Genomic DNA, 19,536 nt, shown 5'->3' on the forward strand with positions numbered 1-19,536 from the left:
AATAAGTTAAATCAATCAGAATACTTAATAGCTTAACCCATTATTCATCCAAATCAATTTTCCCTTGAACGCCTTGAATAATCCGAGATAATTCATTCTTTTCATTAACAGCAATTCGGCTGGGAGAACCACTAATAATCCGTTCATAATCCCGGAAAGAATCCGTAATTACCGGGCCATGATCACTAATAGTATATTCTCTAATGCCTTTATCATGCCAAGAACCCCGCATTTTAAATACATTCAACGCCCGGCACATTTCCCCACGAATTTCCACATATTGCAGCATCAAAATCGTATCGGTAATCGTGGAAATATGGGAATCGGTAATAGAATTAGACCCCATAAATTGATCGGTTGTATTGGTGAAAAATCCCGTGATTTCCTCCTGTTTCGCATAACCGGTCACCCCAATCACAAATTGACGGAAGGCGTTATTACTCACCCCTCGCGCTAAAGCTGATAAGGAATCAATCGCAATTCGATCAGGTTTAAACTCGGAAATTTCCGATTTAATAATTTGCAAATGATCTTCTAACCCAGTAGATTCAGGATAACTACATAAAATTTTCAGTAAACCCTTGCTTTCCATTTCTTCAAAATCAATTCCCCAGGAACTCGCATTTCTAAACAATTGAGATCGGGATTCTTCGTAAGCAAATAACAGTGCCCGCTGACCATTTCTACAGGCATTTTCCAGAAAAATACTAACTAATAAAGTTTTACCTGTTCCCGTGGCTCCGGTCGCCAGAATAATCGAATCTTTGAAGAAACCACCCCCACACATTTTGTCGAGGGTTGTGTTTCCAGAAGAAACCCGAACATTAGACGAACGTTGAGTAAGTCGCATCGCACCCAGGGGAAAAATACTAATTCCATTATTAGTAATTGTAAAGGGATATTCCCCTTTCATGTGGGTTGTTCCCCGTAATTTCAGGATTTCGGCCGTGCGTCGTCGCCGTTCTCCTTCTAAAACATTTCTCAAAATTACGACATTATCGGAGACAAATTCTTCTACCCCAAACCGAGCCACCGGGCCATATTCAGCCTCTCGTTCCGTTGTCATAATTGTAGTGGCTCCCACCTGTTTCAGTCGCGCCACCAGGCGAAAAATCTCTCGTCTCACCACCCCAGCGGCATCATATTGTTGGAAAACGGCTGTTACTGAATCAATTGATACTCGTCTGGCTTTATATTTACGAATAGCATATTGAATCCGTTCAATTAATGCAGATAGGTCAAAATTTCCGACAATATCCTGTCCTTCTGGGTCGGGAGAAGCATCTAAGATAAATAACTTACCTTCATCAATTAGTTTTTGCAGATCCCATCCAAAACTAGAGGCGTTTTTAATAATATCTGTAGGTGATTCTTCAAAGGTAATAAAAATCCCTGGTTCATCAAAATAAATAATGCCGTTGTAGAGAAAATGAACTGCAAATAAGGTTTTTCCTGTGCCCGAAGTTCCGCTCACTAGAGTAGCTCTAGCAATGGGCATTCCCCCATGACTAATATCATCAAACCCTTCGATCATGGTGCGAATTTTTTGCACCCCGGTTAGTTTGCGTTCATTGCCTTTGGTGTCCTGAGAACTTTCAGTCATAAATTTTAATTTTAAAAGACGTAACTGTTGATCACTCAACCTCTGATAATAATGCTACATTTACCACAAAATCTGGAACATTGACACTCCCCCGCCAAGCCAACCTACGAAGGTAGAAGATGGGTTGATCAATTGGAGTAACTTATTGTATAGGGGGAGCTTGAGAGCCAGTCTTAATCATCCATTAGTTCTTCGTAAAGAAGATCCAGCCCAATTAAGACTTTTTCGCGATCGGACAGATCTCCAATAATTTTTCGCACGGGCGGGGGTAAAATTTTGGACAGGGTAGGGGTCGCCAAAATTTTGTCTTCCTCAGCCAGTTGCGGATTTTTCAGAACATCAATCACTTTTAAGGCATAAACCCCTTGAAATTCCTGTTCTAAGATGTCCTTGAGGGTTTTTAACGCCCGGACTGAGTTAGGCGTATTTCCAGCAACATAGAGTTTGAGAACATAGGTTTTTTGGAGAGGACTCATAGATTTTTAGGGGTTAATAGGGTAACATCCACTTAGTCTGCGAGGGTGAGAATCTCTACACCTGTTTCTGTGACGGCAACGGTATGTTCAAATTGGGCGGAGAGTTTTTGATCCTTGGTGATGGCCGTCCAACCATCGTCTAAAACTTTGGCTTCCCAAGTGCCTTCATTGATCATGGGTTCGATGGTAAAGACCATCCCCGGACGTAGACGTTTTCCTTTTCCTCGTTTTCCATAGTGGGGAATTTGGGGGGCGGTATGAAACACCGTATTGACTCCATGACCAACAAAATCCCGCACGACGGAAAAGCCGTGGGCTTCGGCATATTCTTGAATGGCTGCCCCAATATCGCCCACCCGTCCATCGGGTTTAACGGCCTCAATTCCTCGCCTTAAACATTCTTCTGTGACTTCGACTAATTTTTTAGCTACGGCCGAAGGCGTCCCGACAAAAAAGGTGCGGGAGACGTCACCATAATAGCCGTCTAGGATCGGCGTAACATCGACATTGATAATATCCCCATCTTTGAGAATCTGTTTGGCGTTGGGGATGCCATGACAGATGACTTCATTCACGCTGGTACAGATTGATTTGGGAAATCCATGATACCCTAGGGGGGCACTGCGAGCCCCATGTTCCTGTGTCCAGCGTTCGGCTTCGTCGTTAAGTTCTAGGGTACTCACCCCTGGTTGAATCATCGGTTCAAGATGATTTAACAGTTGCACCGCCAGACGTCCTGCTTGGCGCATTTTCTCTATTTCTCGGCGGGATAAAAGAACAATTGTTTCACTGCCCATGGGTTTGTTAAAAATCTGAATATATCTCGCAAGTTATCAGCGTTTCTACTACGGTATCATAATTAGGGAATTACGAATTACGAATTACGAATGGGTAATGGGTAATGGGTAATAACTAATAGCTGATTTATGGGTTTAGAAATTTACTCTATGTACTAAGCTGTTGAGCATTTAAACTGTATATTTTAGAGGCTGAAACCCCTTACTGGCTTGGATCGTCTCGAAAATTTAGATAATTAACAGCTTAAAAACAATCAAATATTAATCAATAGGGAAACAATAAATAATTTCACCATTTGATTTCTGTTGGGATTTTCCATTTAACTCTTGAGCTTTTTTCTCTAAAAATAATTTAGATTCGAGTCGGGATAAATGGGTATATTGAGCTAATTTATCAACACTAATTTCTCCTCCTTGAACCTTAACTAAATGCCAAAAGATAGAACTAATCCGTCGAGAACGAGCTTGATTTTTTTGACGCCGTTCTTGAACCCAGTCCCAGGCGACCCATCCCCCAATTCCCAGGGAAGGCAAACCGAGGATTAATCCCCCCAAAATAATACTCAGTCTACTATCAGTGGTTGAATTAGGATTAATTAATTCCGTGGCGATCGCTAATAAACAACCCATTCCCACCGGAACTAATAAACTCGCTGTGATTACCTTCAGGAACTGCATCGTTTTTCCTCCCCACCGAGAGAATGCGGAACAGAATCAAAACCCCATTACACCGGAGAGATGCCTATGTTACATCTCCGGTTTGTGTCTCCTAATCCGTATTGCGTATTGCTTCAATTAACCGGGAATAGTAGAAGTTAGTCCCGATCATAGTTTGTCGTTGAATCGAAAAACCATTATCACTAAAAATTTTAACAATATCCGCTTCCTTATGTTGGTAAGCACGAGTAGTTTTACTCGGCCCAGGAAATAATTCCCCAACTTTTTTAAGCATACTTAATGCTAAGGTTTTAGGCGCGAAACTCAAAATCACCCGGGACTCGGCTAGGGAACACAGATGAGCAATCATCTCAGGAATTTGATCTTGGGGATAATGAATCAAAACATCCAAACAAATCACCGTATGATAGCGACCCTGTAGGGTTTCCAAATCCTGGGCTGTGAAGCTGAGTTTTTGGATCACGTTCAGGCGGTCTTTTGCCCGATCATAAGCCTCAGCCACCATTTTTTCAGAAATATCGCTCCCGTAGACTATGGCTCCTGCCTCTGCTAAGGGAATACTCAAACTGCCCACACCACATCCCGCGTCACAGATGCTTAAACCCGGCAGGTTACCATCGGCTTTTAACCACTCCAAAACTTGATCAACGGTTTGTTGATGTCCCTGACGAATATCAAGTTGCACCTTATTCACTTGACCGTCACCGTAGATGCGTCTCCACCGATCAAATCCTGTGCTATTAAAATAATCCCGAACTACGGTTTTCTCGTCTGCTACACTCATGGGTTTGTTTGAAATTAATTCAGTCCAAACCTTTATTGTAAGGCATATAGGAGCAGGGGAGTAGAGGAGCAGGGGGGCAGGGGGAGTAGAGGAGTAGGGGAGGCAGGGGAGGCAGGGGGAGCAGGGGAGGTAAACTCTTGCTATTACCCATTACCCATTACCCATTACCCGTTCGTAATTCGTAATTCGTAATTATCGAAAGGAGGGGTGTGCCGTTTATTGAACGCGGACGTCGATGACTGTACCGTTAAAGTTGTAATTTTTGCCGTCGAGTTCAACGGTAGTACCGACTTTGATTTTGATATTGCCTAAAACTGGGCCATTTTCGGTGATTTGACCTTTTCCTTCTAGGGTTAAAAGCAAATTATTATTAAATAGATTATCGGCGGTGGGGTCAGGTAGGGCTTTTAATGTACCATCCGGTTGAGTCACAGGGATAATTCTAGGTAAAAAATTGACTTTATTCAGAGTAATTTGACCATAGGGTTGATTTCGAATAATTAAGTTAGTTTTTTCTCCGGTTTTAAATAATTCTTTGGCGTTACTGCTTTTGAGTCCCACCACTAAAACATCTATGGTCACGGGACGGGTTGTCACACCGACTTGAGCCACTGAACCCGATGTACCTGGATAGAAGAAAACCCCAAACAGCACCAGTAAAATCACTAAAGCCGCACCAAAATCGAGAATACTAATCCTACCAAAAAGACGACCTTGAGAATCTAAAATTTTCATAGAACAAATACACAATAAGTTTTACAGAGGATTGAACCTTGTCAATTGACAAAAACCTGTACTAGAGGGAAAAACTCAAGGAAACAGCAACAAACAGAACAACCCAGGGTCAAGTTACCCTCAAAAATTTTAAATCTAAAGGCGATCAGAAGCCAAAATAGAAGTAAAGATTCTCGTTTGATCCCCAAAGATAACATCAATCTGGATTTTGTTTTTGACAGCCCCCTGACCCCTAGTACCCGAAATCTCAACCCCAAAAATCGCCTTCAAGGTTGCCAGAGTCAGAGTACACGGCAAAATTAGGTAAGACATCCACTAAAAATACCAATATGCTGGTAGTAGGAGTGGGTGTTACCCCCCAGGTATTACAACCCTGTTCTTTGATGATTGGCCCAGTTTACCCAAAACCGAGTCCCAAACCTGATTCCACTCAGTACCAACCCCAATCAGCCTTTTATGTTTATTCCCTCAGTCCGTCAAGCAATCAACCGCTATCCCCTCACCACAGCACCGGAAACCCCTGTATCCGAGGTGATTTTGTTGATGAGTCGTACCTGTTCTAGTTGTGTTTTTGTGATTGAACGGGACGATATTGTCAATCAAAGGCCAACGGTCATCGGAATTTTTACAGAACAAGATATTATTCAGCTTAATTCTATTGGAGATCCATTGCGAGGATTTCCAATTTCTCAAATTATGATTCGGTCATTTATCACGGTAAAAGAATCGGAGGTGGATGATATCTTTACCCTGATGGGGATATTAGAAAAACATCAGATTCAACAGCTTCCCGTTGTTGATGATCAAGGAAGATTAGTCGGGGTCATTAGCCCTAAAATTATTCTACAACTATCTTTAAAAGATTCAGAAGCCAGAAAAATAGCTAAATCTTTACCCCCTGTTCCTCAAGAAATTTCTCTGGAATTATCTTCTAACTCGGATTTGGTTTTACCTGAACATCAACCCAATTGTCAACAACTTCTGGATCATCTTTTTATTCCCGATCATTTAATTAAATTGAATCAACTTGCCCCCATTCCCAATTCTAAAATTGTGCCGATATCGGGGGGGGCAACCCTACGAGAATTAACGGAATTAATGTTTAACTATAGTGTGGATGAAATTATAATTACAGAAACCTCTCCTCCTAATTCTAAGTTAACAGGGGATCAGATTTTCCGAACCCAATCTCAATGTAAATGGGTAGGCGTTGTAACCTCCCAGGACATTATTTCCATGCAGGCATTGGGCTTGGATCTAAAAACTGTAAAAGCAATTACGATTTGTAATACTCCGCCTTTAGTTTTGCGATCGCAGGTCTCCCTAAAAACGGCATTAAACTTAATGAGAAAATATTATTATCAACTCCCGATAATTTTGGTGGATGATCATAATAATCCCGTCACCCTCATCTCCCCTAAAACCCTACTTTTACAAGTTCTCCAACCCAAATCGATGCACAATACCCTCTTGAGTTGGCAGCATCAATTTCAGGAGATGTTAAAAGCAACTCCATCTTCTCCTGAGTCCTTGCCTTTATCCTCAAGTCATCCAGTTACGGAACCTTTAGAATCAAACCTGGAAGGGATTTATCATTGGAACTTAAAAACGAACGAAATTTTATATTCTTCCCAATGGAAAGCCATGTTAGGATATCAAGATCATGAGATTAAAAATACCAGGGAAGAATGGTTAAGTCGGATTCATCCTCAAGATTTGAAACGAGTTAAAGTCACTCTAAAAAAATATTTTTCCAAGAAAAATAGTGAATATGTTATAGAATATCGTATCCTCTGTAAAGACGGTAAATATAAATCTGTACGAAGTCGAGGTCAGGGGTTTTGGAGTGAACAAGGGGAACCTTTGCACTTGATTGGGACTCAAATTGATGTAGCATCTTCTCAGTTAGAAAAAACTCCATCCTTAAATGCTAATTATCCCGTTGATGATCCGATTCAGCAGTTAAAATCCATTGTATTTAAAACCGATAGTCAAGGAAATTTTATATTTTTAAATTCCGCCTGGACACAGTTAACGGGATTAACCATAGAAAATAGCTTAGGGACATCATTTTTAAATTATATTTATTCTCAAGATCGGACAAAAGTTAGCCAATGGTTTGAATCATTAATGTTAGGTCGTCCCAAAACGGAGCAACTTGATGTCCGAATGTTAGTGTTTAATCTTAAAGAGAAGGAAGGGGGCGGACAGTCTTCTCAACCTGCAACTCGCCGGGTTTTAATTTCTGGTCAATTAATTTTAGATGAACACAAACATATTTTAGGAGTTCTAGGAACATTAAATGATATTGCGGAACAGTTTAAAGAGTTAAATGATCTCAGAGAAAGAGAAAGACTGATCCATCAATTCTACGAAATTACGGTTAGTAATAATACGGATTTTGAAACTCGAATTAGTGCGATATTGGGTCTGGGTTGTCATCGATTTGGCATGGATATTGGCTTACTGGGAAAAGTTTTTGCCGACCGATATGAAGTAATTTCTTCCTATCTTGCTGATGATTTTCCCTTTGGATTTGCCAAGGGGGATACCTTAGCCATTGAACAAACCTTTGAATGGGAAGCCTTAAAAACAGAGGATGTTGTTTGTTTAGAATCCATTAAACAATCACCCTGGAAAGACCATCGGGCCTATCAAACCCGACGTTTAGAAGCCTATATTGGTATCCGGGTGATGGTGGGGGGACGGGTCTATGGAACCTTGAGTTTTATGAGTCGCAATTCCCGCGCCTCGTTTCAAGAATTGGATTTAGAAATTATGCAATTAATGGCAAATTATATCGGAAATGAAATTGCTAGGGATAAATCTCAAGAGATTCTTCAACAACAAAATCAACATTTATTGTTACTCAAAGAAATTACCCATAAGGTTCGTTCTAAATTAGATACGCAAGAAATTTTTCAAACTACTGCTACGCAAATAGGTAGAATTTTTGGGGTGAATCGTTGTTCAATTTATACCTATCGATCCGACCCCTATCCCCATTTATCTTGTGTGGCAGAATATCTGGAATCCGGTTATGATTCGACCTTAAATTTTGAAATTTCTGTGAGTTATAATCCCTATATTGAAAAACTCCTGGCTGAAGATCAAGCGATCGCTTCGGTGGATGTTTTTACCGAACCTTTATTAGAATCCTCTGCCCCCATGTGTCGGCGCATGGGGTTAAAATCAATGTTAGCGGTTCGGACTTCCTATCAAGGAGATGCTAACGGTATTATGATGCTGCATCAATGCGATAAAATGCGGCAATGGATACCCGAAGAAATTGAATTTTTAGAAGATGTTGCCAATCAAGTTGGTTTAACCTTAGCCCAGGCTAAACTATTAGAAGCAGAGGTAAAAAATCGTCAACAATTAGCTGAACAAAATAAAGATTTAGAAGAAGCTAGATTAGCCGCAGAAGTGGCGAGTCGGGCTAAAAGTGAATTTCTGGCTACTATGAGTCACGAAATCCGTACCCCCATGAATGCCGTGATTGGGATGACCGGGTTACTCCTCGATATGAATTTAACCCCGGAACAATTGGATTTTGTCGAAACCATTCGCACCAGTGGCGATGCTTTATTAACAATTATTAATGATATTTTAGATTTTTCTAAGATTGAATCGGGTAAATTAGATTTAGAAACTAATCCATTTAAACTGCGAGATTGTTTGGAAGAATCCCTAGATTTACTTTCAGGAAAAGCCGCAGAAAAAGGTCTGGAAATTGCCTATTTAATTGAACCTTCTACCCCCCAAATTATTTTGGGCGATGTCACCCGACTGCGCCAAGTTTTAGTGAATTTACTCAGTAATGCAGTGAAGTTTACCGCCCAAGGAGATGTGGTAGTTTCGGTAAAAGCTTCGGAGGTCACAAATCTTCCCCTTGACCTTAATACTGCCCCAACAATTGCCCATAAAATTTATGACATTCAGTTTGCGGTTAAGGATACTGGAATTGGGATTCCTGGTGATCGGATGGATCGTTTATTTAAAGCCTTTTCTCAGGTTGATGCGTCCACTTCTCGTCAGTATGGCGGGACGGGTTTAGGATTAGCTATTAGTCAACGATTATGTGAAATGATGGGGGGACAAATGTGGGTGGTGAGTCGATCCCAATCCGATTCTCATACCGACAATCAATCGTTTATTTCGACAATGACTGGCAATCCTCCCGATAATTTTGTTGAGGCGTTTGAGTTAGATACGGGTTCAACTTTTTACTTTACTATTCGGGCGGAAGCAATTCCCAAAATTGAAACCAATGAACTTTCAAGTTTACTGGTGGGTAAGAGATTATTAATTGTTGAAAATCATGGAATTAATCAAACGGTTTTAATTCGACAAGCTAAATCTTGGGGTATGGTTCCTGTTTCGGTCAAAACCGGACATGAAGCCTTAAATGTGTTAAAAAATAATCCTGATTTTGATTTGATTATTTTAGGCATGAATTTGGCTGATATTGATGGGATTAATTTAGCCAAACGGATTCGAGATTGGGAACGAAGCCAGGCAGAAACATTCCCCGAACAGAAACCGATGAATATTACCTTCTTTAATTATGTGGTGAATACCGATTTAGTCAAGCAGGTAGAACACAGTAATATTGATTGTGCAGGGTTTATTAATAAACCCCTGAAACAATCACAGTTTTATAATACTTTGCTTCAAATTTTGGGTGAGTCTATAGAAAGTGCCATTCGAGAACCAGGGAAGTCTTTGGGAGCATCAAATATGTTATCTGTTACTCCATCTAGCAATTTAAAAATTTTGCTGGCAGAAGATCATGTTGTCAACCAAAAAGTGGCAATTCAAATGTTACAAAGATTAGGATATCGTACGGATATTGCCGGGAATGGATTAGAGGTTTTAGATGCTTTAAATCGACAGGATTATGATGTGATTTTGATGGATGTTCAAATGCCTTTAATGGATGGTTTAGAAACCTCTCGTCGTATTTGCGAAGAATATGCAAATCGTCCCAATAAACCTTGGATTATTGCGATGACGGCTAATGCTATGCAAGGCGATCGAGAAATGTGTTTAGCCGCGGGTATGAATGATTATATTACTAAACCTGTGCGTCGGGAAGAACTCGCCAAAGCCCTATCCCAATGTCAACCGATTCAGAATGGAAATGGTTATAAATCCTTAGAAAATTTATCGGATTTTGCCAGTAACGGACATTCTAATTCATCTTCTGAATATCTGTCTAATTCTAATGGTAATATTCCAGAATCTTCGGCAATTGATCAACAAGTCTTAGAAAATTTAAGGGAATATGATGATGAAGATGATCCCTTTGTTAATACCTTAATTCAGGATTATTTAGCCGATACTCCCCAAAAAATTGCCCAAATTCAAACAGCAATCAAGACTCAAGATATCCAAGGGTTAAAAGAAGCTTCTCATACCCTAAAATCCAGTAGTGCTCAATTGGGGGCTCTCACCTTTTCCGAGTTATGCAAAGAGTTAGAATATATGGGACGGGCAGGAATGGCGGCCGAAAATGGCACGGGTCTGGAATGTTTTACATCGGGAAAAGCCGCCGCAGGATTATCTAAAATGGAAATAGAATGGTTACGAGTCAAAGCTACTTTAGAACAGGAATTATCTAAGGAAACCGTGAATATAAATAATTAAGAATTGTTGATTTGTTGCTCTCAACTATTGACGTTTTTCTGTTAATTACTTAGAATAAATTATGAGGAAAAAAATAAATTTTAAGTATGATTCCTGTAATTTTGGCTGGCGGAAAAGGTGAACGGTTTTGGCCCCTAAGTCGGAAACATCGACCGAAACAATTTTTGAGTTTAGATGGCAGTGGGATTAGTTTATTACAAGCCACCGCAGAACGTTTATTACCTTTAACCGAAAGTTGGGAGGGTTTGTGGGTCGTAACTTCTGCTTTGTTAGAGTCGGGAGTTCAAACTCAGTTACCCCAATTACCCCACCCCAATATTTTAGCAGAACCCGAAGGACGAGACACCGCCGCCGCCTTAACCTGGACAACTTTAGAAGTGGCAAAACGTTACGGGGAAGAAGCGGTAATTGGGTTTTTTCCGGCGGATCATTGGATTGTGGAACCGGAGAAATTTCGCCAAACTTTAAAGGCGGCGGAAGTATTAGCAAAAACCCAAGATGTGATTGTTACTTTAGGGGTAAAACCTACCTATCCCTCCACAGGATATGGTTATATTGAACAGGGGGAAGAAATCGGAATTTTTGACGGATTTCCTGCTTATAAAGTGGCTCGTTTTACCGAAAAACCGAATCGAGAAACGGCAGAGAATTTTTTAGAAACCGGGCGATTTAGTTGGAATGGGGGGATTTTTGTGTTTCGGGTCGGTGTGGTTTTAGCAGAATTAAAAACTTATGTTCCTGAATTAGTTAGTGCGTTAGAAGTGAAGGGAAAAGACGCTTATCCTGAGTTGAAAAAAATTAGTATTGATTATGCTTTAATGGAAAAAACCCAGAAAGCCTGTGTTTTACCCGTTGAATTTGGCTGGGATGATTTAGGAGATTGGAATGGGTTAGAACGATTATTGGGGGGAGATAAACCGAATGTGGAATTAACAAATCATGTAGGACTTGACACAAAAGGCGCTATTTTATTTAGTAGTAATTCTGATGAAGTTATTGTTACGATTGGAGTTGAAGATCTCGTGGTTGTTCGAGATGGCAATGTTACCCTAATTGCTAAAAAAGATCGAACCCAAGATATTAAGCAAGTTCTCAAACAGTTAGGGGATGATCCAAAGTTAAAAGAGTTACTCTAAGCCCAGATTTTTTTGGCAAAATTGAGCAGGAAAGAATGAGATAGTTTGGGTCAAGTAGCGATCGCTCAAATCGAAAAATGAGTAGGAATGTAGAGATGCGCCATAGCCCGTCTCTACTCAATAAAGGTAAACTAAAAATATATTTTTTGCTGTTTAAACTATAAATAGTTAACTTGATTCTTAGTATTAATTTCTATATACTTTAATCTTTGGAGTTCAGAGATTATTCTTTCTTGTTCAGCATCAGAAATTCCTCCTTGAAATTGAAACATGGCACTGATTGAATTTTTAAGGGTGCTTCTTTTGCTTGGCTTTAACTTTACGATCCTTTCAAAAACATATTGAACTACTTCTTTGTTATTTTGAGGTTTTGATAAGTTTTTGGGGTTACTTTCAATTCGGCTTTGAGGATTTTGAGTTTCTTCTTCTTTTCTGGCTAGTTGTATCAGCAGTTGCGCCAAACGTAACTTGTCTCTGTATCCAAGCTGTTCACACAAGCTAGCTATTTCATCATAAGTCATAACAACTTTTATTTGAAACTTATCCTTAGGGGATAACTGCTGCTGTTGAGACAATAATTCAGAATTTGACATAAAACAAACTTGAACTTATTTTTCCATGTTAACAGATTTTATAAAACCCTCCAACTCCTCTGTATCGACAGCAGCAAATTCGATAACCGCGATAACCACGTCGCCGATATCTACCTACAACTCGTCAAAAAAACTACTGTCCTAAATCAACAGAAAGTAGACCCCGCACCCTCACAGAACTTAAAATCTACAGGCAACCATAAACGTCAATTCCCGAAGGCACGATTAGCGGCATCTGCTAAAATTTCTTCCATCCAAGCATTAATGCTTTTACCTGCTTTAGTAGCAGCTAAAAAAATTTGACGGTGACATTCAGGTGTTGTCCGAAATGGCAGTTTACCAGAGAAAGGCTTATCTGGCTTTTCCCCTAACTCTTCACAAAAGTCTAAATAATCATCAACAGAGTCGTGGAATGCCTGACGCGCTTCTTCAACAGTTTTACCCTGAAAGGTAATCACATCCTTAATATCCAAAACGCGACCAAAAAGGATTGCTTTTTCTGCATCTACTTCAATTTGAGCAGTATAACCTTTGTAAGTTAGCATAGTTGCCTCAGTTCTCGAATAACGAAACGGCACAATAGCACTTTTCGGAAAATCTTTAAAATTGTGATACACGATTGATTTTACTTAATAGATAGTCTGTCTTTTAGTAATCTGGGGCTGGGGTAGCCAGTGATGGTACCCCTGATTGGACGTCTTACTAATGACTACTCAGACATAGGGGCAACCCCTGCATTCTCTAAGAATTCCCTGACACTTTTAACTGCATCCTTACATACCTCTTTTTCAGGATGTGGTTCGTGAAAAACGGCTTTTACACCGTTTAACAACACTCGCACTCTCGACCCCCTCCCTTGGCTGACGGTAGCACCCAGCGCCACGAACAGACTCTCAACATCCGTCCAGACAATATCTGACCGAACAGGGTTTGCGTAGATTGCCTTTAGAGTTCGACGCTGTTTACTATTTAATCCATTTGCCATTTGAAAGTTGCCAGATTTAGCTGCCTTTAGAGGAATTGCCTGCATTATCACCCCAGCGTGATGCCATGTGTGTATTGATATCATATTTTGATATCAATGTCAAGTCAATCCGTTAAGTGTAGCAACTCCTGATCAATCCGACGTAGTTTGGTCATTACTTTAAGTCGTGTTACTGGTAATTTTATGAAAAGGAATAAATTGATTTCACAAAAGCCAAAACCCGCTTTAACGGATTACCTAACATCAAGATTGAGTCATCTAAAGATCACTTCAGCTATGGAAACTGATCTAAAAACTTAAGCCACTGACCAAAAGGTAGAATCTAAAGAATCTGGCAGTTGAGGAACACTTTCAATTATACCATATTTAGCCATTTTTTCTGACATTTCTTGCCAACGACTTTCCGAAATATAACCCATTTGTTCGGGGTTAATTCCATGGGTAAGATAATCAGAAATTAATTTTAAAGATTGGGTTTGATAGTCTAAATTATGATATTTGCTATCGGATTTTGTATAAAAATTAACAACAATTTTAGCGGCTTGATTAATATTATCTAGGGCTAATTTCCATCCTGCAAAAGATGCTTTTAAAAACTGATTTACCCATTCAGAATGATAGTCTAATAATCGTTGATGGGCAAAAATCACTTGCACATAGGCATCATATCCATAATCGCTAAATTTTAAAATATTAGGTTGGATTCCAGTTTTATAGCTAAAACCAATAGGTTCATCAACACTATAACATTGCACGGCGGCTAATTCCCCACTTTGTAGTCGCTCATATTTATCTTGATAGGAAATCGGGACAATTTGAATATCTTGGGGTGATAAACCATTGGTATTAATAACTAATTCCATAATTTTTTTGATATTCCCATGAATCCCAACTTTTTGCCCAACCAAATCATTAAGAGAATGGATATTATTTTGGGGAATTGACATTAACCCTAAAGGAGAGGTTTGAAACATAGTTGCGATCGCTTTAACCGGATATCCTTGCACCTGGGCGGCTAAAATAACATCCTGTTCCCCACATCCTAATATTAAAGGATTCTCCGCTATTTGTTCAAATACATTTTGTGAATTTGCAGGTAGAATCTCAACCTTTAATCCCCGTTGTTGGTATAAATTATAATAATCTGCTAATAGTAACCCGGCAAATTGAACATTATATTTCCAGTCTAACTGCATCGTTAAATGGGGAGTTGAGGTTGGAATAATATTATCAAGAATGGAGGTTGCAGGATTGGCTAAAATCCCAAGTCCTAAACCCCCAGAATATTTTAAAAAGTCCCGACGAGAAATTAACTCTATTTTCTGTTGACCCATGGATTTAATAGTTGATTTTGGGTGCGCGACCGATGAGACCTGTCATTAATCTTAATGCCAAATAGCGGAATATTTGCACTTTGGTTAATATCCCTAATCCTAGGCGGCGTAAACTGACTTTTGGAGTCCAATTTCCTGAGAAAGTTCTATCCAAGAAATCCGTTAATCCTAAAACAATTAAATTCTCCTTTTGTCGCCAACCTTCATACCGTTTTAATACCCGTTTTTGCCCAATATCCTCGCCTTTTTGAGTCGCTATTTTTAACACATCTGCTAAAGCTCCCGCATCCCGAATCCCCATATTTAAACCCTGTCCCCCCACGGGATGACAACAATGGGCCGCATCTCCAACTAAGGCTAATCGGTGTTGAATATAGCGATCGCTCTGCATTAATTGTACCGGATAAACATAGCGATCGCTCAATAATTCTAACTTTCCTAATAATCCGCCCGTGCGATATTCTAATAACTTTAAAAACTCAGTTTCATCTAACTCCTTTAAAGCCTGGGCTTCCGCATGGGGAGCCGTCCAGACCACCTGACAGCGATTTCCGGGTAAGGGTAAAACTCCCATGGGGCCGCTCGGCCAAAACCGTTCAAAAGCAATATTTTGATGGGATTTTTCCGTTTTAATTGTCATCGCAATACAGGATTGCCAATATTTCCAACCGTGGGTTTTAATCCCCGCTTCTTCTCGTAACCGAGATTTAGAACCATCGGCGGCCACAACAATTTTACTATAAAATGTGTTAAGATTACCTTGATTTTCGATTTCAATTTCTACAAAATCGGCATGGTAATGAACATTTTTTAAACTAGCCGGACATTGCCAAGAAATATTCGGACACTGGGCTAAAAATTCATACATTGCCGATAAAATTATCCCATGTTCACCCACATATCCTAATTCATCTGTTCCCAAATCTTTAGACAGAAATTCCACTACTCTAGGATAATCAGAATCACTCAAACTAATCTGATAAAAAGTCGTAATTTTTGTGACAATTTCATCCCAAACCCCAATGGATTTAAGAATGCGTCCCGTTTGTAATGTTAAAGCATAGGCTTGTTTTTTACTAATGGCAACATCCGGCTTTTGGGATTCAATAATTGTTATTTTTAACCCCGAATCTTTCAAGCCACAGGCCAAAGTTGCCCCAACAATTCCACCCCCAACAATAACGACATCATAATCGATCTGGGGTTTTGATGAATCGACGACGGAAGATTGAGTTTGTGAACGTGACTGCACCAGCATTATGTTCTATGACTATATTTATAACTTAACTAGCTCTATTCTTACACAGTTATCAGTCATCAGTCATCAGTAGAGACGTGCCATGGCGCGTCTTTATTAGTTTATTACCCATTATTCCCCGCTAACCATTCCCCATTATCCATTCGTAATTCGTAATTGTTATATGTCACAATAGGGAGAGTAAAGCCTTAATCCGTGAGACTATGACCTTATTATTAGCTGGAGATATTGGGGGAACAAAAACAATTTTGCGCTTAGTGGATGGGACAGAAATTGTGAAAGGGAGCCAAACCCAAGAGCGATTAAAAACCCTCTATGAATCCCGGTATTTAAGTGGGGATTATGCTGATTTAGTTCCCATTGTACAACAATTTTTACAAGAAGTAAAGGAACAATTGGGTGAGCATTTGCATCCAGAAAAAGCCTGTTTTGCCATTGCCGGGCCAGTGGTTCATCAAACTGCCAAATTAACTAATTTACCTTGGCACTTAGATGCTCAATATTTAAAAGAAGAATTAGCCATTTCCCAGGTGACTTTAATTAATGATTTTGAAGCGGTGGGCTATGGAGTTACAAGTTTACCCGAAAGCGATATTTTAGTTTTACAAAAAGGACAGCCACAGACCGATGCTCCTATTGGAGTGATTGGGGCGGGAACAGGTTTAGGGCAATGTTTTGTGACACCTTTAGTTAATAGAATCAAAGTCTATCCCTGCGAAGGAGGTCATACGGATTTTGCTCCCCGTTCTGAATTAGAATTTCAGTTAATGAAATATTTGTTAGCTAAACATAGGATTGATCGAATATCCGTAGAACGAGTGGTTTCTGGGCCGGGAATTATCGCAATTTATCAATTTTTACGCGATCGCAATACGGCGAAAGAATCTCCAGAAATTAGCGAAATTGTCAAGGAGTGGGAGCATCAAATTGGGTTAGCAGAAGTAACCGTTGATCCCGCCGCCGCCATTTCTCAAGCGGCTTTAGAAAAACGAGATCATTTATCAGAACAAACCATGCAGCTTTTTGTAGAATCCTATGGGGAAGAAGCGGGAAATTTAGCGTTAAAACTATTACCATATAGTGGGTTATATATTGCCGGAGGAATTGCCCCTAAGATTTTACCTTTATTAGAAACTTTTGAATTCATGGAGGCTTTTTCTAATAAAGGACGCATGAAACCTATTTTAGCTAAAGTTCCCGTTTATGTCGTATTAAATCCCCAAGTGGGATTAATAGGGGCGGCGGTTTGTGCCGCGATTTTTTAACCGTTATAAATAGTAGGAGTAATTCATGAATTACCCCTACTTGAGTATAAAAACCCCCTATTATTTGTCTTTCCAACTGGATAATGGAGGAGTTTCAATTAACGCTTGACTTAAACTTTCATGCAAATAACCATTAGTTGCTAAAATTCGACCCGAACTAATTTGAAAGGGACTATTATCATAAGCTGTTACTTTCCCTCCCGCTTCTTCTACTAATACAATTCCGGCGGCCAGATCCCAGGGAGATAACCCCCTTTCCCAATAGCCATCTAAGCGTCCACAGGCCGTGTGTGCCAAATCAATAGACGCCGCCCCACTGCGACGAACACCCTGGGTTAAATGGGTTAAATAGGCAAATTCAGCATAATTATTATCCGTCGTTTCTCGACGATCATAAGCAAAGCCTGTGACTAGTAAACTTTTCTCTAAACTATCGGTTTTAGACACACTAATTAAACGATTATTGCAAGTTGCCCCTAACCCTTTAGCAGCTTGAAACAATTCATCATGAAAGGGATCATAAATCACCCCCACTTGAGGAACTCCATTAATTAATAACCCAATAGAAGCGGAAAAAAACGGATACTGGTGGGCAAAATTTGTGGTTCCATCTAAAGGGTCAATCGCCCAAAGATAGGGACTTTTCAAATCCCCTAATTCCCCGGATTCTTCGGTTAAAATTCCATGGTCAGGCACATGACGTTCTAATACGGCTAAAATCGCCGCTTCCGACGCCTTATCCGCTTCGGTGACTAAATCCCCAGACCGTCCCTTTTCTTGAACATCTGTTAAATTTCCCAAATAGTATTTTAAAACAGCACCCCCCGCCTGAGCAGCTAAGGTAGCAACATCTAAAAAAAACTGTAATTCGTTTTTAGTCATATAAACCCTCTAAGGTTGTTGCTCTCGAAATTCCATTGGCGTTAAACTCATAGGTTGCTCGGGGTTCCAAATGCCATTTCCCATGAGTCGGGCATATTCTTGAGCATAGTTAAACCGTTGATAATATTGGGTCTGGAAATTGGAATTACCGGAATTATAAATAGAGGATGTTTCTGCTAAAACATATCCCTCTTTCAGCAAATGTTCATTAATTAAAGTTCCGTCCATCCAGACATAGCCGGAGATGCGACCATAACGATCTTTTGCCGTTAAATCTGCTTCTAATAGGATTTTTTTACCCTCACAAAGTTGTTTTAAATGTTGTTTAGCTCTGATTCCCCAAGGATCTTGTTTCAGGTCAGGAGCCATAATTCCAGCGAGTCGAACCTGTTGCAACACTGGAATTTTACCCGTTTTATCGAGAATTTCCAGGGTTTGACCACTAATGACCCGTTCAACTTTGGTAAAAATGCCTTTCGGAAGGTCAGGTTGAGTACAACTGGTCAGCAGCAACAAGCATCCTAATAAAATCCCAAAGCCTCTAAACCTGAAATGAGCTTGACTAATCTTCGTCCAGGGGTAATCCGGTTTTAACTTTACCTTTACCAAAGTAGCGTCCGAACTGAAGTTCATACACTTCATCCTCGTCTTGGGTTTCCACAACTAAGTCGGAGCGGGGATAACTCACACAGAGCAGCGCATATCCCTGTTGTTGTAAGTCTGGGGAGAGTCCCATGGCTTCCGATTGCTGCAACTCCCCAGACACCACCCGTACCGCACAACTGGTACAGGCGCCATTGCGACAGGAAAAGGGCAACTCTACCCCCTGATTTTCGGCACTTTGGAGAATATACCGATCTTCAGGAACGTTGACATAAAAACGCTCACCCGTCTGACGATAATGAATTTCTACCCGATGGGAACTGGCCATAAAAAAAAATTTTCTGAGATCGTGTTGACTTTCCGAAATTTATGATAGTATATATTTTCGTGGGTAAAAATGAAATATTCCACCTGGAGAGGTGGCCGAGCGGTTGAAGGCGCGACACTGGAAATGTCGTTTAGGGGTGACTTTAACGAGGGTTCGAATCCCTCCCTCTCCGTTTTTATGTAGAAGGTAATAGGTAATAGGTAATGAGGGCAAGACTTTGCCTTAATTTTTCTGGCTCAGTCTTTCTTTGTCCTAATCGCTGTGTCTATTGCTATACAAGCCGAGTGCGAACGTTCTAGCTCGCGCGAATAATCTAATATTCCCTCCTGGCTCAAATCCTAGAAAACAAATTCTGGAAACAGTAACTAGGGTTTCCGCTTAAAATATTTCTCCTCCCCCTACTTCCCCTGCTCCCCCTACTTCCCCCTGT

The 19,536-nt window shown here is 40.2% G+C and carries 17 protein-coding genes and 1 tRNA gene; 4 read left to right on the forward strand and 14 right to left on the reverse strand.

Features of this window, described 5'->3' with window-relative positions; translation table 11 throughout:
- Positions 1–40: 40 nt before the first annotated feature.
- From kaiC to PL11201_RS05710, 6 genes are all read right to left on the reverse strand, one after another.
- Positions 41–1,603, reverse strand: a complete 1,563-nt coding sequence (kaiC, locus tag PL11201_RS05685; RefSeq protein ID WP_079677628.1) for a circadian clock protein KaiC — start codon at positions 1,601–1,603, stop codon at positions 41–43.
- A gap of 173 nt (positions 1,604–1,776) precedes the next feature.
- A complete protein-coding gene (gene kaiB, locus PL11201_RS05690) occupies positions 1,777–2,079 on the reverse strand; it encodes a circadian clock protein KaiB (protein WP_079677629.1) in 303 nt (100 codons plus the stop codon).
- A 32-nt stretch (positions 2,080–2,111) separates the two neighbouring features.
- Positions 2,112–2,876, reverse strand: coding sequence for a type I methionyl aminopeptidase (map, locus tag PL11201_RS05695; protein ID WP_079677630.1), 765 nt, complete (start codon positions 2,874–2,876; stop codon positions 2,112–2,114).
- A 261-nt stretch (positions 2,877–3,137) separates the two neighbouring features.
- Complete coding sequence (locus PL11201_RS05700) at positions 3,138–3,554, reverse strand: hypothetical protein (RefSeq protein ID WP_079677631.1); 417 nt, start codon at positions 3,552–3,554, stop codon at positions 3,138–3,140.
- Positions 3,555–3,645: 91 nt separating this feature from the next.
- Positions 3,646–4,338: a magnesium protoporphyrin IX methyltransferase gene (gene bchM, locus PL11201_RS05705; RefSeq protein WP_079677632.1), complete on the reverse strand. Its 693-nt coding sequence runs from the start codon at positions 4,336–4,338 to the stop codon at positions 3,646–3,648.
- Between the two features lie 216 nt (positions 4,339–4,554).
- Positions 4,555–5,073: a DUF4330 domain-containing protein gene (locus PL11201_RS05710; RefSeq protein ID WP_079677633.1), complete on the reverse strand. Its 519-nt coding sequence runs from the start codon at positions 5,071–5,073 to the stop codon at positions 4,555–4,557.
- 456 nt (positions 5,074–5,529) lie between these two features.
- Between PL11201_RS05710 and PL11201_RS05715 the strand changes: the two genes are divergently transcribed.
- Together PL11201_RS05715 and PL11201_RS05720 are read left to right on the forward strand one after the other, a co-directional pair.
- Positions 5,530–10,722 carry a response regulator gene (locus PL11201_RS05715; protein WP_079677974.1) on the forward strand — a complete coding sequence of 1,731 codons (5,193 nt, stop codon included), beginning with the start codon at positions 5,530–5,532 and terminating at the stop codon, positions 10,720–10,722.
- Positions 10,723–10,808: 86 nt separating this feature from the next.
- Complete coding sequence (locus PL11201_RS05720) at positions 10,809–11,858, forward strand: mannose-1-phosphate guanylyltransferase (protein ID WP_079677634.1); 1,050 nt, start codon at positions 10,809–10,811, stop codon at positions 11,856–11,858.
- 158 nt (positions 11,859–12,016) lie between these two features.
- Here the strand turns inward: PL11201_RS05720 and PL11201_RS05725 are convergent, their stop codons facing one another.
- From PL11201_RS05725 to PL11201_RS05745, 5 genes are all read right to left on the reverse strand, one after another.
- Entirely contained in the window at positions 12,017–12,451 is a 435-nt protein-coding gene (locus PL11201_RS05725) for a hypothetical protein (RefSeq protein ID WP_234996620.1), read from the reverse strand.
- A gap of 206 nt (positions 12,452–12,657) precedes the next feature.
- Complete coding sequence (locus PL11201_RS05730; protein WP_079677635.1) at positions 12,658–12,996, reverse strand: type II toxin-antitoxin system HicB family antitoxin; 339 nt, start codon at positions 12,994–12,996, stop codon at positions 12,658–12,660.
- A gap of 164 nt (positions 12,997–13,160) precedes the next feature.
- Positions 13,161–13,520 (reverse strand): type II toxin-antitoxin system HicA family toxin, encoded by a 360-nt coding sequence (locus tag PL11201_RS05735; protein WP_339394350.1) that lies wholly within the window; start codon positions 13,518–13,520, stop codon positions 13,161–13,163.
- Between the two features lie 212 nt (positions 13,521–13,732).
- The gene (locus tag PL11201_RS05740; protein WP_079677636.1) at positions 13,733–14,770 is read right to left on the reverse strand and encodes an ABC transporter substrate-binding protein; all 1,038 of its coding nucleotides are present in this window, start codon (positions 14,768–14,770) and stop codon (positions 13,733–13,735) included.
- 4 nt (positions 14,771–14,774) lie between these two features.
- Positions 14,775–16,028 (reverse strand): FAD-dependent hydroxylase, encoded by a 1,254-nt coding sequence (locus PL11201_RS05745; protein WP_079677637.1) that lies wholly within the window; start codon positions 16,026–16,028, stop codon positions 14,775–14,777.
- Positions 16,029–16,231: 203 nt separating this feature from the next.
- Here PL11201_RS05745 and PL11201_RS05750 point away from each other — a divergent pair, with 203 nt between their 5' ends.
- A complete protein-coding gene (locus PL11201_RS05750; protein WP_079677638.1) occupies positions 16,232–17,293 on the forward strand; it encodes a glucokinase in 1,062 nt (353 codons plus the stop codon).
- 60 nt (positions 17,294–17,353) lie between these two features.
- Here the strand turns inward: PL11201_RS05750 and PL11201_RS05755 are convergent, their stop codons facing one another.
- The 3 genes from PL11201_RS05755 to PL11201_RS05765 are packed head-to-tail and all read right to left on the reverse strand — an operon-like array spanning position 17,354 to position 19,106.
- Positions 17,354–18,175 carry an inositol monophosphatase family protein gene (locus tag PL11201_RS05755; RefSeq protein ID WP_079677639.1) on the reverse strand — a complete coding sequence of 274 codons (822 nt, stop codon included), beginning with the start codon at positions 18,173–18,175 and terminating at the stop codon, positions 17,354–17,356.
- 9 nt (positions 18,176–18,184) lie between these two features.
- Positions 18,185–18,808 (reverse strand): thermonuclease family protein, encoded by a 624-nt coding sequence (locus PL11201_RS05760; protein ID WP_079677640.1) that lies wholly within the window; start codon positions 18,806–18,808, stop codon positions 18,185–18,187.
- The gene (locus PL11201_RS05765; protein WP_079677641.1) at positions 18,738–19,106 is read right to left on the reverse strand and encodes a 2Fe-2S iron-sulfur cluster-binding protein; all 369 of its coding nucleotides are present in this window, start codon (positions 19,104–19,106) and stop codon (positions 18,738–18,740) included. The genes PL11201_RS05760 and PL11201_RS05765 overlap by 71 nt, the downstream gene beginning before the upstream one ends.
- An 85-nt stretch (positions 19,107–19,191) precedes the next feature.
- Between PL11201_RS05765 and PL11201_RS05770 the strand changes: the two genes are divergently transcribed.
- Positions 19,192–19,278 (forward strand) — tRNA-Ser (locus PL11201_RS05770).
- Positions 19,279–19,536 lie beyond the last annotated feature (258 nt).

This window comes from Planktothrix sp. PCC 11201 (genome assembly GCF_900009135.1).
GTDB lineage: Bacteria > Cyanobacteriota > Cyanobacteriia > Cyanobacteriales > Microcoleaceae > Planktothrix.

Bases quoted from the DNA above. Each gene is read 5' to 3' on its own strand.
- PL11201_RS05745 (WP_079677637.1), bottom strand. From the start codon at position 16,028: ATGCTGGTGCAGTCACGTTCACAAACTCAATCTTCCGTCGTCGATTCA.
- bchM (WP_079677632.1), bottom strand. From the start codon at position 4,338: ATGAGTGTAGCAGACGAGAAAACCGTAGTTCGGGATTATTTTAATAGC.
- kaiC (WP_079677628.1), bottom strand. From the start codon at position 1,603: ATGACTGAAAGTTCTCAGGACACCAAAGGCAATGAACGCAAACTAACC.
- PL11201_RS05755 (WP_079677639.1), bottom strand. From the start codon at position 18,175: ATGACTAAAAACGAATTACAGTTTTTTTTAGATGTTGCTACCTTAGCT.
- PL11201_RS05740 (WP_079677636.1), bottom strand. From the start codon at position 14,770: ATGGGTCAACAGAAAATAGAGTTAATTTCTCGTCGGGACTTTTTAAAA.
- PL11201_RS05715 (WP_079677974.1), top strand. From the start codon at position 5,530: ATGTTTATTCCCTCAGTCCGTCAAGCAATCAACCGCTATCCCCTCACC.
- PL11201_RS05750 (WP_079677638.1), top strand. From the start codon at position 16,232: ATGACCTTATTATTAGCTGGAGATATTGGGGGAACAAAAACAATTTTG.
- PL11201_RS05735 (WP_339394350.1), bottom strand. From the start codon at position 13,520: ATGATATCAATACACACATGGCATCACGCTGGGGTGATAATGCAGGCA.
- PL11201_RS05765 (WP_079677641.1), bottom strand. From the start codon at position 19,106: ATGGCCAGTTCCCATCGGGTAGAAATTCATTATCGTCAGACGGGTGAG.
- map (WP_079677630.1), bottom strand. From the start codon at position 2,876: ATGGGCAGTGAAACAATTGTTCTTTTATCCCGCCGAGAAATAGAGAAA.
- PL11201_RS05710 (WP_079677633.1), bottom strand. From the start codon at position 5,073: ATGAAAATTTTAGATTCTCAAGGTCGTCTTTTTGGTAGGATTAGTATT.
- PL11201_RS05720 (WP_079677634.1), top strand. From the start codon at position 10,809: ATGATTCCTGTAATTTTGGCTGGCGGAAAAGGTGAACGGTTTTGGCCC.
- PL11201_RS05760 (WP_079677640.1), bottom strand. From the start codon at position 18,808: ATGAACTTCAGTTCGGACGCTACTTTGGTAAAGGTAAAGTTAAAACCG.
- PL11201_RS05700 (WP_079677631.1), bottom strand. From the start codon at position 3,554: ATGCAGTTCCTGAAGGTAATCACAGCGAGTTTATTAGTTCCGGTGGGA.
- kaiB (WP_079677629.1), bottom strand. From the start codon at position 2,079: ATGAGTCCTCTCCAAAAAACCTATGTTCTCAAACTCTATGTTGCTGGA.
- PL11201_RS05730 (WP_079677635.1), bottom strand. From the start codon at position 12,996: ATGCTAACTTACAAAGGTTATACTGCTCAAATTGAAGTAGATGCAGAA.
- PL11201_RS05725 (WP_234996620.1), bottom strand. From the start codon at position 12,451: ATGTCAAATTCTGAATTATTGTCTCAACAGCAGCAGTTATCCCCTAAG.